The 12,957-nt window shown below is 50.8% G+C and carries 9 protein-coding genes; 6 read left to right on the top strand and 3 right to left on the bottom strand.

Features of this window, described 5'->3' with window-relative positions; genetic code table 11:
- The first annotated feature begins 1,186 nt into the window (after nucleotides 1-1,186).
- Nucleotides 1,187-1,684, top strand: a complete 498-nt coding sequence (locus HMPREF1487_RS25610; protein ID WP_010799704.1) for a hypothetical protein — start codon at nucleotides 1,187-1,189, stop codon at nucleotides 1,682-1,684.
- Between the two features lie 2,089 nt (nucleotides 1,685-3,773).
- Entirely contained in the window at nucleotides 3,774-4,040 is a 267-nt protein-coding gene (locus tag HMPREF1487_RS25600) for a DUF7740 domain-containing protein (RefSeq protein ID WP_125889889.1), read from the top strand.
- 212 nt (nucleotides 4,041-4,252) lie between these two features.
- Here HMPREF1487_RS25600 and HMPREF1487_RS25595 read toward each other — a convergent pair whose 3' ends face one another.
- Together HMPREF1487_RS25595 and HMPREF1487_RS26550 are read right to left on the bottom strand one after the other, a co-directional pair.
- Nucleotides 4,253-5,440, bottom strand: coding sequence for a tyrosine-type recombinase/integrase (locus HMPREF1487_RS25595; RefSeq protein ID WP_010799701.1), 1,188 nt, complete (start codon nucleotides 5,438-5,440; stop codon nucleotides 4,253-4,255).
- 10 nt (nucleotides 5,441-5,450) lie between these two features.
- On the bottom strand, nucleotides 5,451-6,125 hold the full coding sequence (locus HMPREF1487_RS26550) for a hypothetical protein (protein ID WP_010799700.1): 675 nt from the start codon (nucleotides 6,123-6,125) through the stop codon (nucleotides 5,451-5,453).
- A gap of 305 nt (nucleotides 6,126-6,430) precedes the next feature.
- On the opposite strand from HMPREF1487_RS26550, the gene HMPREF1487_RS25585 reads away from it, so the two are divergent.
- The 3 genes from HMPREF1487_RS25585 (at nucleotide 6,431) to HMPREF1487_RS25575 (ending at nucleotide 11,518) form a co-directional block, all read left to right on the top strand.
- Nucleotides 6,431-7,411, top strand: a complete 981-nt coding sequence (locus HMPREF1487_RS25585; protein ID WP_010799699.1) for a DNA-binding protein — start codon at nucleotides 6,431-6,433, stop codon at nucleotides 7,409-7,411.
- A 488-nt stretch (nucleotides 7,412-7,899) separates the two neighbouring features.
- Nucleotides 7,900-9,465: an amidase family protein gene (locus HMPREF1487_RS25580; RefSeq protein WP_010799698.1), complete on the top strand. Its 1,566-nt coding sequence runs from the start codon at nucleotides 7,900-7,902 to the stop codon at nucleotides 9,463-9,465.
- A gap of 601 nt (nucleotides 9,466-10,066) precedes the next feature.
- Nucleotides 10,067-11,518 (top strand): acetamidase/formamidase family protein, encoded by a 1,452-nt coding sequence (locus HMPREF1487_RS25575; RefSeq protein WP_010799697.1) that lies wholly within the window; start codon nucleotides 10,067-10,069, stop codon nucleotides 11,516-11,518.
- A gap of 15 nt (nucleotides 11,519-11,533) precedes the next feature.
- Here HMPREF1487_RS25575 and HMPREF1487_RS27605 read toward each other — a convergent pair whose 3' ends face one another.
- On the bottom strand, nucleotides 11,534-11,731 hold the full coding sequence (locus HMPREF1487_RS27605) for a hypothetical protein (protein WP_154982432.1): 198 nt from the start codon (nucleotides 11,729-11,731) through the stop codon (nucleotides 11,534-11,536).
- A 200-nt stretch (nucleotides 11,732-11,931) separates the two neighbouring features.
- On the opposite strand from HMPREF1487_RS27605, the gene HMPREF1487_RS25570 reads away from it, so the two are divergent.
- On the top strand, nucleotides 11,932-12,822 hold the full coding sequence (locus tag HMPREF1487_RS25570) for a diguanylate cyclase (RefSeq protein WP_010799695.1): 891 nt from the start codon (nucleotides 11,932-11,934) through the stop codon (nucleotides 12,820-12,822).
- Nucleotides 12,823-12,957: the final 135 nt, after the last annotated feature.

Genomic DNA, 12,957 nt, shown 5'->3' with positions numbered 1-12,957 from the left:
GGCGTCGGCGAAGGTCATCTGCTTCATGGAAAAACTCGGCTGGCGGGATCGGCGTATTTCACCAGATTCGGGAAGTCTTTTTCAGACCTTCCCTAGGTGATCGCCGGGCAACCGGACACTAGCGTTACCGATAGTACAAAGCCTGATGACCGCGCTCATGCTTGAGGGCGACCAGGCCTTATCTGTGCTCCATAAATTTGAGGCTCTTGGCAAAGTACTGGCTGCTATCCAACGGCGGTCATTTTTACAATGGCCGCCTCTTCAGCTTGCTCGGTCAACAGCCGCTTGAGCCGAGCTGTTCGGCAGCCTTGCTGCGCCAACTCGCTCAGCCAGAGCCAGCGCTACGTCCTGTAAGCTTGGGAGTGACGGGTACGGTCGAGCTTGCTGATCTTGCCATGGTTCACCTTGTGCAGTGTATCGCTTAACAGGGTGTCCACGATTGCTGGGCAAGATCACCTAAATGGGTATCCGTAATTATTAAACCACTACAGATAGAACGTAGGTTCTTTTCTGCTAAGCCCCTAATAACACTGATCAGAAGGTTTCGCTGCTCGTAAGTATCGGCCAGCCCTAGTTGGGCCTCTGCTAAAAACAAATGACGCGGGGAAATAAAAGGCATGCTTTGGCAGGGTCAGTTATGAGAAGCCCATACAAACGAGAGATTGCAGTCCGGACAATATAGAAGGCTAAGGGTATACATACGTGCAAGCTCAGAGGTGCCGCATGAAGGGCAATTTTCAATCGTCGTCATGGGCTACCTCTTACAGCTTGAAGCCGGGCTACTTCTAGTTAAAAAGAACTGCCGAGGCTGAGAGGGTAGTGCAAGACCTGCGGCAGTTTACACAAGCAAAAGCAATGTCCATTGCTTCCATAAGAAAGACCGACTCTTTGTCGGCAGGGTTTCGACCGTTGGTCGTCAATGCGCCTGTCATTAGTTGTACGTTCTATGAGATATACCTTAGCCACTGGGCGAGCCGCCAGACAGAGGATTGTCTGCTTCCAGGCAGGTTTTCCGCCAGGCAATACGCTCGCATCGTCTAAGACTGAGAAAGAGCTGCAGCCAATTCGATACATGGCCAGTAATTTAAGGCTGCGTTTGGCTGATAAACCCAGCCAAGACGGAATACACTAGATGCCCAATTGCCCCTGCCATAAGTATGGCTGTCTTAATAAGGAACTTGCCTCCATGGCCTCCCCAGATAAACAGCAAAAACGTGCACAGCGGGCCAAAACCAAGGCCAAGCAAAACCGTTTGGGAAAATCTAAAGATAATTTTGTACATCCGGTGCTAGCCAACCCGCAGATCAACGAGCCGTTTGATGATGTTGCAACTGATCTAAGTGCATTCGACTTCAAAGACATCGAAGAGAACGGTTTTGACCCGGCTCTTTTCGATGACTTGTTTCAGGCCATGAAGGTTGGCGAAGACATCAGTCTGCTAGCGATGTGCCTAGTGTTTCTGCAATATCCCGTATTAGAGCTGGTGGTCGCGGAGGAAGCGGAAGACGCGGCCACCGACTTTATGATGGGCCTGCTGATCACTTATCGCGGCATCTATCATAATGAAAGCGAAGACAAGGCCGTAGATTGGATTAGTGGTGACACCTTCCAGCATGCATTCAACGAAGCATCGATGATACTGCAGAAGAAAAACGCTCGCGGCATCCCAGGCGCCCACGTTTAGCCGCACGCCAAGTTAGAGCAGACGAGAGCGGTCATTGCGCTAAATCTACCCCTCGGCTATGGATTTAAACATTAGCCGCTGTAATCGTTACGGTTACAGGTATGCCTAGAGTATCAACGATCAGACTGTGCTGCTTTCTCCCTTTAATCTTTTCTCCGCCTAAAAACCGCTTTTACCGTCTTGAAGCGAGGCACAAGCCAATTATGCATAAATAACCTTAGCGGTTAGTTGAGCGCGGCGGGCCCATAGGCAGGCACTACTGCTGTGAAGACGATCCTGCAGTTGCTTAAAGGGGCCGGCTTCACCTCGTGTAAAGGATTTATAAACGGCCAACCAGAGTGGAAACGTTTTGGGCAGCAGACGCCAGGCGCAGCCTGGTACAGCGCATTGACACGCTCACGTTGAATATAGCGCTGTAGCTGTACTAACGCTTATCTCTAATTTGGCAGCTGAGTGACTACCAACTAAACATGCATTAGCCAGACGGATATCCTGGACTGCCCTACATAACCGTTACGGTTAATCCTTTCTCTAACCTTCCCGAGACGCCTTGCAGCACCTGTTTTGCGCCCATTTATGGTGCATTTCCTTCTAATGCATAAAATATGCCAGAGATGAGTTAAATAGGGTAAAATAATAACTCCCCCCAGAATTATTAATGTCCCACTAAAACACTCGGTTATTTTTTACCGTTCGTCTGTGAGTAATGGGGATAAAAATGTTTATAAGCTGTTGATAAGTGCCAAAAGTGACAAGTCGATGAATTTCAATTACACCGCCTGAAAGCCACGCGGCACTAGGGGTTGAAGCTAATCTGAAGGTTAAAAGTGTAAAAGTGGCATTAAGTTTCTATTAGAGCCCTCAATAATAATAACTAGTAGTTATTATTATTGAGTTAGCCTATTAGAGAATTGATTGCACACTTGCCACTTTTTGATTTTTTCGGCCCGAAACTCGCGTGCTAGAGCGGCTGCGCGGAGTGTAATTGAAATTTCCAACATTACACTCAAATACACGGCTTTTACGCTTACTGCCTCGTCTGGATGGCCTAATGGGTGTTGAAACCCGCGCCATTGCTGGGCTGCAAGCCTGTTTGGCTAATGCTTTCCCTTAAAACTGGCCGTTAACAGATGGCTTGGCACGGCAAAGGAGCGCAAGCCAGGCGGTGCATCAGGAGGGAACGAGGCGCACGTTGTTACGCGGCCCGCCTATACGAATGACGCTGCCAGGGAAAAAGCCTGACATGCGTGCTTTGCTCCATGCCCTAAGGCGTTTCGGCAGATGACACTACTGGAAGGCTAACCCTTGACTAGTGCTTTCCCAGGCCACTTCTATCATAGTGTGAGCTCTATCTGCTCATCTCCTGCCATGACATAGCATTTAAAGCGCCCATAAGAGCCGCTGTAACGATTTCTTGAGATAGGCAAGGGGTTCGTATAGCCTAGATCAGAAAGGCCGCTCCATAGCGTTATTAGAGCCCCTATCAGAGAGACGCAACACTGCGCCTATGATATTTGACGCGTTTAAGAGGGGATAGGCTGCCTTATGAGGTTAGTTTTCAAGCATTCTCAGCTAATCCATTGGGCTACCCCTTACACTCCAGGCGATGCCAATACTCTTGCCCTCCTCTAATGGATCCGCAACAAAAACAGGCCTCAAATAGGCGTAAGGTTTTCCACTTAAAAGGTGAGTATGCTTGTGGAAAACCTGCGCTTCGCCTAGGCCTATGCCTGCTGGGCAGGTCCGGTTGAAAAATAACCAACCCTGGTTGAGCAAGGGCTCCGCTACCATAATCTCGCTCGGGCGCCTTGCTTTTGTAGCTTTATAGGGTAACGCATTAGTTCTAGTGCAGCTGCTGGTACTGGCCATGCACGCATTCGAAAACCAGGTTGTTTCCCTTATCCGCTACCGTTTAAGCGCATACCCCTGTCTAAGAGCGCATGGCCATAGCAAAGGCCCAGCTCAGAGACTATGGATTATTTGGGCGCAGCGCTTCAGCAAAAGATCTTGGCAGAGGCGCCCTTAAGTGAAAGGGCTCGTCTGCCGATACAGGCGTTACAGATACCTATTTACCGGAGTAAAAGAAGGTTTGAGAGTTTACGATGCGATTGTGGCCCTGGCACTGGTTGCGGAATTACAGGCCACCGACCGGGCAGTTATCGAAGCAGCCAAGCGGTTTTCTAAACAATTGCCCAGGCGCTATCGCCCGCTGATGTTTGACATCATTAATAGCCCTGCACCGCTGCGGCAGGTTAGAACGCTTGTTACAACGCTGCCGGATGAGGTCCTCCAGTCCTATCGGGACGCTGAGCCAGAAGAGCCTGTAGCGGCTAACAAGCCCTTAGAGCAGAGCTAACCTGCCTGTCTTAACCGGACGCTGCTAGCTACATCCCATCGCCTCCGTTGGTCTGCACGGGCGCATAGCCAGAGGCACAAGCTAGTTGCCCACGTCTTTAAGGCGCTATTCAGACACGGCTTATGCCAGAAACAGCCTCCTGATAAATCTGGCGGTAGGTTTTTTCTGGCCTTTTCAAGTACTGCTTAAGCTGAGGGACCTAAATTTACCTTTTAAGGTAACAAGCGTGGGGTCATAAGTGTGTTGACCACATCACGATGGAGTTGCTCATCTTCGGTATGCAGGTACAGGCTGGTGGTTTCCAGTTTTTCATGGCCTGCGAGAGTTTTGACCATTACCAGGTCGCCGGTTTCCTTGGCCAGGTGACTTAGGCAGGAGTGGCGCAGCCAATGGGTTGAGGCCTCGCCTAACCGCGAGGCAAGCTCGGGCATTTCCTTTTCCAGGGCAAGCTGGGCGGCCCCTTTCATGATGTGCTGGATGGCCTTGAGAATGGTGCTGTCGCTAGCCCGCTTGAGCTTGCTATTAGCGGCCAGGATAAGCGGTACGCGCTCGTCGGGTCTGATAACGTCAGGCAAGCCAAAGGCCTTTCGATAGGCCAAGAGATCCTGATAGAGCGCCTCGGAAACCGGCACGCTGCGCCGCTTGCTGCGCTTACCCAGGACTTCCAGCCAGCGCTGTCCAGACGCTGAGAGACGAATGCTGCTCATGTACACGGCTGATGCTTCAAATGTGCGTAGGCCGGTCAGGTAGAACAAACTAAACATAAAGTGATCCCGCGCCCGTTTGAGAGGGTTGCCGGTCCTCTGGATGGCTTCAAACGCCAGGGCGATGCCCTCGTGCGGCAGGAGTCGTTTGATGGCCCTGTCACGAACCACTGTAGGCTTTTTGACCAGCCCCACCGGGTTACCCTTTAACCAGCCGCCGGCCACCAGCCATTTCATAAGGCTGTTGATCTGCTGCAGGGCATAACGTTGTGAGACCGCGCTTAATGGGCCTGCAAAAGGCCGCCAATAGGGGTGACTCCGAGAGTACCGGGTACGCGAGACCCAAACCGTTTCTGGTTGCGGATCACTAATAAAGCGCTGATAACGGCGAATATCGGTAACGGTTAGCTCTGCCAGGCGCTTGCCATGTGTATGCCGGTTCCAAAGCAAAAAGCGCTCAATCTCCTTGCGCGCCGCACGCCGGGTCTTGGGGTTTTCAAGGGTTTCAAGCCAGATGGCCGCCGCCTCAATGTCCGAACGGGCCTGGATCAGGTCAGGCGCGGCCTGCGCCGGTATCGAATGGTTCTCTAATAGGCCGGCTGGATCACCGGCCTGCGTTAGAAGCGTAAAGTCGAGGGGCGTGGGGCTTGATGCCGGGCTTGTAGGGCCTGCAGGGCGATCGGAGAGGGGGGTCATGGTTATCTCATCAATCTAGAGAGCGGGTACGCCCGTTGGACACCGTATGGTCGTCCAGCTGGCCGGGGGTTAGCCAGAGCTGCGCGCCGGAGGGGGTTTCGCACAGGTATTCCTCCTGTGCCGCGCCCGTGTCGTGTATACCGGTGCGCGTCTCCAGTACCACTAGGATGTCTTCTTCCTGAGCAACGCTACCTAGGGCGGCTATTACTACCAGCTCGGAGCCAGGCTCCAGATACGCCTGATAGCGAAAACCATCCAAGGCAGTTGTGGAAGGGCGGAGGTCATCCGGTTCTAACAGATCGTCAAAGCGCTCGACCTGCCCTTCCAGACCCGAGTCTGTAGGAGGGGAGACCTGGGAGCCTTGCTCAGCCCGAGCAGTAGAAGCAGCAGAAACAGCCGAAGCAGGCGAAACACGTCGAGGCCTGGGCGGCGCCAGCTGCAGGCGCAGCCGGGTAGCCGCGGCTCGCTCGGCGCGGGTGAGCGGGGGAAGTGAGCGCACCAGGTCATCCCACTGGACATCTCGGTTCTCATCGGCCGCGACGCGGCTTAACGTTTCTGGGCGAATCCCCCAGCGAAAGGCCGCATCGGCCATTCGCCAGCCGCGGGCAGCCAGTAGCGCCTTAAACTCCAGGCGGCTCAGCCGAGGCGGGTAGAGCAAAGGATAACCGCTTGATACTTGACCCATAGCGCAAGTCGTAGCCTTCTATCTTATTGATATTAAAGGAATGTAGAAGTGTAGCAGGTTAACGTGGGCTACGCTGAAAACAGGAGCCCTGCTAAGCAGGCGTCAGATTATTCCTGATAATAGACTGTTATCACGAATTTATCTTACGAATAATAACTAAATTACGATAATTGATAATAAATAAGTACTGGGTTAGAGTGCGTTTGGCTGATAAATGCCTTTTGAGCCTATTTTTAGGGGTTTAAAGGCTTTTTTCTCTTTTAAGCCTGCAACTATGGCTTTTGCTTTCACTCCGGTACCCCCTCATGCCCGCCTTAGATAACCGTGACAACAGCGACGAAAAGATTCCGCGTACGCGTGAGCTGGTGCAGCGTTTTGCCGCCGCGCTCTTGGAGGAGGGCCAGGAGGTAACCCAGCTGGAAATTCGGCAGCGCATCTATGAGGGCTATGGCATTACCGCCTCGCCCAACCTGGTCATTGACGAGCTGCGCAAATTCTGGACTAGCCAGGGCCCCCGCCTGGCGGCACGCTTGCAGCGGCCAGGTATCCCTGATGCGGTCATGGAGCGGGTTGATCAGCTCTGGGATGAAGCCCTGGGGGCGGCTAAGAGCACCTTTCAGGCCGAGCGCAGCCGTTTCGAAGCGCTGGCCAGTGACGCCCAGAGCCGGATGGAAACCGCCGTGGCCGAAGCCGAAGCCCTGAGGCAACAATTGGTCCTGACCCAGCAGGAAGGCAGGCATCGCTTGGAATTCTTAGAAACAGCGCAACAGCAGATCGCTACCCTGAAAAGCGAAGCTCAGGAGCACCTTGAAGAGTTGCGTCGCCTACGGGCGGAAACCGCTCAACAGCAGGCACGCCACAAGGCCGAACGGGATGAGCTGAAAAATGTCTATGAGGCTGAGCTTCAGCGCCTGAGCCAAGCCCATGAAGCCGCACTCGAGCGGCTATTAGCCGCGCACATGGAGGAAACAGGCGCACTACGGATCGATATCTCCCGCCAGGCCGAGATCTGGGAGGGAACGCATAATCACCTCATGAACGAGACCAGCCGCGTACGGGATGCCGCCCGGGCCGAGGCGGAACGCTTGGGGCGTGAACTACGGCAGGCAAGAGATCTGATCGACCAGCTACGCGTGCAGCGTTCAGATGCCAAGGAAGAGGCAGCTGAACTAAAAGGGCGACTGGCCTCAACCCAGCAGCAACTGGCCAAGGCTGAGGCCGCGCTGGAGCAGCAGGTACGTAAACCTAGCGAGGCCATCGAAAATCCAGATACATCGCTCTCCTAAAGCCGGTTTATCTAGATTTCCGCTGCTCCTGTTAAAGGTTTTTGACGCCCCCACCCCCTGGGTGTCCCTGAAAATAGCAGACCCGCGTATTCTCTGGGCTGCAGGCTTATACAGTGTCCCTGTTGTCCCTGTTTTCATAACGGTCTCAAGTGAGACGATTTGTATGTGATTGGCTTTCTCGTTTTTAACGTTAATTCGTCTTATCAGTGGCAAGTGTAGAGGTCGATCGGATAAAGGCCTGGTAATGCGGATAGTAAAGAAAATTAATGCTACTAACCTAGCCCTCTCCGGCTATTCGCACAGGCAATAGGATGGAAGCCATAAGGCAAGTGACCTGCCTCCCGTTTTAGTATCGATGCCTATAGCCCTGAGGTCAGCCTCATAAGCAGGTCATAATTTAGTAGACGATGTTTATTGTTAGCTTCCTGCTTCCAAGGTACGCATCTTGCGTCCTCATGTATGGTTAAACCATATATGAGGATTGAGGAATGTACGAAAAGGCCAAAAAAGCTTCGCTGGCATCCCTTATTGCATTGGCAGTGTCCAATGCTTGGGCTGCGCCCTTTATGCTTGAGGAAGCAAAAATCAGCCAAATACATCATGCATTTGCGACAGGTGATTTAACCTGCACCCAGCTTGTGCAAGGCTACTTGGATAGGATCAAGGCTTACGACCAGCAAGGACCTGCCTTGAAAGCAATCCTAACCATCAGTCCAACTGCTTTAATACAAGCAAAGGAGCTGGATGCCAAATTTGCGGCTGACCCTAAGGCTGTTGGCTCGCTTCACTGCGTACCGATTATTTTAAAAGACAACTACAACACTGCTGATATGCCGACCAGTAGCGGCAATCTAGCTATGAAAAATTCCCAGCCCCAAAAAGATGCGTTTACGGTTGCCAAAATGCGCCAAGCCGGTGCGATTATTTTGGCAAAATCGAATCTGCAAGAGTTTGCCCGAGGCGGCGTAACTATCAGCAGCCTGGGCGGACAGACCTTAAATCCCTATGACTTAACCCGAAATCCAGGCGGATCAAGCGGTGGTACCGGCGCGGCTGTTGCCGCTAACTTTGGCATGGTGGGTACTGGCAGTGATACTGGGCAGTCGATCCGGTCGCCATCGTCCGCCAATAACCTAGTAGGGGTTCGACCTACACGGGGATTAATCAGCCGCAGCGGCATAATGCCGAACTCGTTTACACAGGACGAAATTGGCCCGCTGGCGCGTACCGTCATTGATGCGGCGATGATGCTGGATGTAATGGTCGGGTTTGACCCAGCCGACCCCATCACGGCCCTAGGGGTAGGGAGGACGCCTAAGAGTTATGCCGAGTCCTTAGATCCTCAGGCACTTAAAGGTGCCAAAATAGGACTCATAACTGATCTTCTGGGCAAGGATGATCGCCATCAGGAAGTTACTAAAGCTTTAAACAGTGTCGCGGAAAAGATGGAGAAGCAAGGCGCAACGATTGTTAGATTTTCATTGCCGGAGTTGGCCAATCTATCAAAATTAGTAGCTACAGACACTTATGAGGCCAAGGCAGCGTTTGAAAGCTACTTTGCAACGCTTCCCGCTAACGCGCCGGTCAAATCCTTTGGCGATCTGGTTGCAACCAAATCTGCATCCCCTGACATTCAAAAAACTTTGGAGAAGGAATTTGCTATTAAGGATGGCATGAGCAGCGATGAGTACAAGACTCATATGCTGAATCGCGAGAAGTTACGTATTGTTCTTGCGGCGAAGATGGCTGAACTGGGAGTAAGTGCAATCCTATATCCGATGCAGAGTATTTTAGTAACCCATACCGGCCAGCCGAATCAGCCAGAACGTAATGGCGTGCTTTCTAATGCGACCGGCTTCCCTGCAATGACCTTCCAGGCTGGTTTTTCTGAGCCAGACGCCAATGCGCCTCTTGGTGTTCCGATTGGCGCAGAGTTGCTGGGATTGGACTATACAGAGCCTAAACTGCTGTCGTATGCCTATGCCTTCGAGCAGGCTTATCACGTGCGAAAGCCTCCGATGAGCACACCACCGCTTAATAAAGAAGGCAACTAAAGGTTTTTGCGGCAAGCTGAAAGTAAAGATGTTTTTATACAAGAAAGAAATCATGGTCTCGAACCTGCTGGTGAGTTTCTTGAAATGGGTGGCTTTTCGGCGATGCTCCTTAACACAACTACAAAGACTTTCGATGGCATTTCGCTTACTGTAAGACGGTCGATCAAACAATCTAGGTAGACCTACTTTGGACAACGATGCATCTGACGTAACGGGATTATAAGCTTGACCCTGAAGCGATCCTACAAGAACTGGCAGAGCTTATTCTTACCATACCAAGACCGTATTAACCTTACGAGGTGACGTTCTAAGCGTGGCTTTCAGACACTCTGACCGCGTTCTTACGCGTCATTTATCCATACGGCTTGGCATAGAGTTGCGATCGATAGCCACGAAGAGGTAGGACCCACCCTTATGCACCTAATAGCCCAGCGGATAGGACTTAAAGGCCTTCTTCTCTCATACCGGTTCAGCCGAGCGCAGAAGGCTCTTTAGTTGGTATATAAGCAAGTTTGCATGGGAAATGCATGCGCCTTGGATTTTCTCAGCCAGTCTTTAAACCAGGCTGAAAATCTTTGAGTATTTTACCAAGGAAAGATGCATGACTGATCATATCTGTAGCCCCGGATGCGCCCATAGCCTGACACCTGAAGCGGAAAACGATATCAAGGAGGAGTTTCAAGAAGGAAGACGTCGCTTCCTTCGCAATAGCATGATTGTTAGTGGCAGTGCCGTTTCGCTGGGTGCTTTGGGTAGTTCTTTATCACCTAGCGCTTTTGCAGAAAGTGCCAAGCAGAGCCAAGGCCAGACCCGTCACTATTATATTCCAGCCACTGCTGAAACTGTTCTCTGGGGCTATTTTAGTAAGTCAGCAAAGCCCGTAGTTGAGCTTGAGTCGGGCGACTACGCCACCATCGAGACGCTTACTCACCATTCCAACGATGATGCAGAGCGTATGGTGAAAGGCGATGCCGGAGCTGAAAGCGTCTTTTATTGGGACGCACAACGTAAGGGTATTGATCGTCGTGGAGCTGGTGCAATGGATGCGAAAAACGGTGCTGGCGGCGGCGAGGGCGTACATATTTGTACAGGTCCAATCTATATCAAGGGCGCTGAGCCGGGGGATGTCCTAGAGGTACGGATTGTTGATGTGGTTCCACGGCCGAGCGGTAACCCAGCGTTCAAGGGTAAAACATTTGGAAGCAATGCCGCAGCCAATTGGGGCTTTCAGTACGGTGATTTGCTGACTGAGCCTAAAAAGCGTGAGGTTGTAACCATCTATGAAGTAGACGCCACTGGAGAGCGTAACTGGGCTCGCGCCGTATATAACTATCGTTGGACGCCGCAAACTGATCCCTTCGGCATTGTTCATGCAACCATTGACTATCCTGGGGTCCCGGTCGATCACAGTAAGATCACTAAAAATCACAATATACTCAAAAACATTAGAGTTCCTATCCGACCTCACTTCGGTACGATTGGCGTCGCTCCAGCTGAAGCCGAGATGGTTAATTCAATTCCACCCAGCTATACCGGTGGTAATATTGATAACTGGCGCATAGGGAAGGGGGCAACAGTCTATTATCCGGTAGCAGTGGCAGGAGCCATGTTTTCGGTGGGAGACCCTCATGCTTCGCAAGGTGACTCAGAATTGTGCGGCACGGCTATCGAGTGCTCATTAACGGGCACCTTTCAATTCATCCTACATAAAAAGTCAGATCTACCAGGCACACCCTTAGAACAGCTGAACTATCCGCTGCTTGAAACACAGGATGAGTGGGTTTTACATGGATTTAGTTTTGCTAACTACCTTGCTGAGCTAGGACCTACGGCATCTGAATTAATTTACTCTAAATCCTCTGTGGATCTGGCGATGCGCGATGCCTTTCATAAGATGCGGCATTTTTTAATGACAACCCAGCGGCTGGACGAGGATGAAGCGATCTCATTAATGTCAGTTGCTGTAGATTTTGGTGTTACGCAGGTGGTAGATGGTAACTGGGGCGTTCATGCCGTTATCAAGAAAAGTATCTTCCCAGCACGAGACGTGTAGATAATATAAAACCTTTCAGGCCAATTTAGTAAACAGGATACGTGCGTTGGCCAACCACACCCCGGCTGTGGCAAATGAAAGTTTCCGATCAGGGTGCGGGGTGATGAGCCGCCAACGCTCGGTCCACGCATGGGTAAGCTCTACTACGGGTTCTACCCCGTTTGTATGGGAATAGGCGCAGTCCATTAACACGCCTGCAGTATAATCAGGCATAGGGGTATTATCTGAGGGGCCCATGCTGATAGAGTTGCTTGTGAAGCTAAAAGGCAACTCCACCTTATGCCTCTAACCTTTCCCACAGTTACGGCATTTATTGTCTTGCTGTGCTTTACAGGATTATCTCTAGAACTAAGCATTGTTTTGTTTATCTATGAGCTTAATTTGCTCTTAATATAATTTAGAATACTTTTACAATGGAAAGATCAGCTGGAAAGGGCTATTCCTTTGCGAAAAGGATATATGGTCCCAGAATTATTGGCTTAGGGCTTGGTTTCTGGTTTGTAGCCATGGTGTTAGCTACTTCTGACAAGCCCACTTGGGTATGGATACTTCTTGTGGTTCATTCCTTTCTATGGCCACATCTTGCGTTAGAAATGGCCAAGCGCTCATCCGCACCCTTCAACGCTGAATGGAGAAATCTAATCTTTGATTCTTTGCTTGGTGGTTTTTGGGTGGCAGTTATGCAATTTAACTCATTACCCAGTGTGATGATCATTTCAATGATGGCAATGCATAACATAGCGGCTGGGGGCGTTCGCTTGTGTGTTCTTGGCCTTATCAGTCAGCTTATTGGAGCCTTGATCGCCATAGGCTTTTTCTCGTTTTCTTTTGAGCCCTATACAAGTCCCAATCAGATCTATGCCTGCCTACCAATGCTGTTTTTTTATCCCCTTATCTTAGGCTGGGTATGTTATCGACTTTCCATACAGTTGGCTGAACATAAGCGTACCTTACGAAAAGCTAGTTCCACAGACAGTCTTACAGGATTGTTAAATCATGGCTCTTTAAAATACGTGCTTGAAAAGGAGTTCCTGCGATGTAAAGCGTCAAATGTCTCAACATCTATCGCGCTTTTAGACATTGATAACTTTAAGCAGATAAACGATACCTACGGGCATATTATGGGGGATAATATTATTCGATACTTGGGTGAAGTTATGCATATGAATCTTAGAACTACGGATTCATGTGGCCGTTATGGAGGGGATGAGTTTTGTATTATTCTTCCTCATACCTCGCCTGAGAAGGCATTCCAGATCATGGAGCGTATACGTTTTGTTTTCTCTAAGGAAGGTCTGAAGTAGCCCTGTATTTCCGGTCGACTTCAGCCCTCGCTGCTTTTGAAAGCGGGCCGTCGATCAAAATCGACCAGGTAACCCGCTCAGTTCTCCGTTTTTGGCCGCCGCGAGCACCTCGCAGCAGCCATTTTCCGCATTACA

It is taken from the genome of Pseudomonas sp. HPB0071 (assembly GCF_000478505.2).
Taxonomy (GTDB): Bacteria; Pseudomonadota; Gammaproteobacteria; order Pseudomonadales; family Pseudomonadaceae; genus Chryseomonas; species Chryseomonas luteola.
The sequence above is the reverse complement of the archived record's forward strand: the minus strand, read 5'-3'. Positions and strand labels throughout refer to the sequence as shown.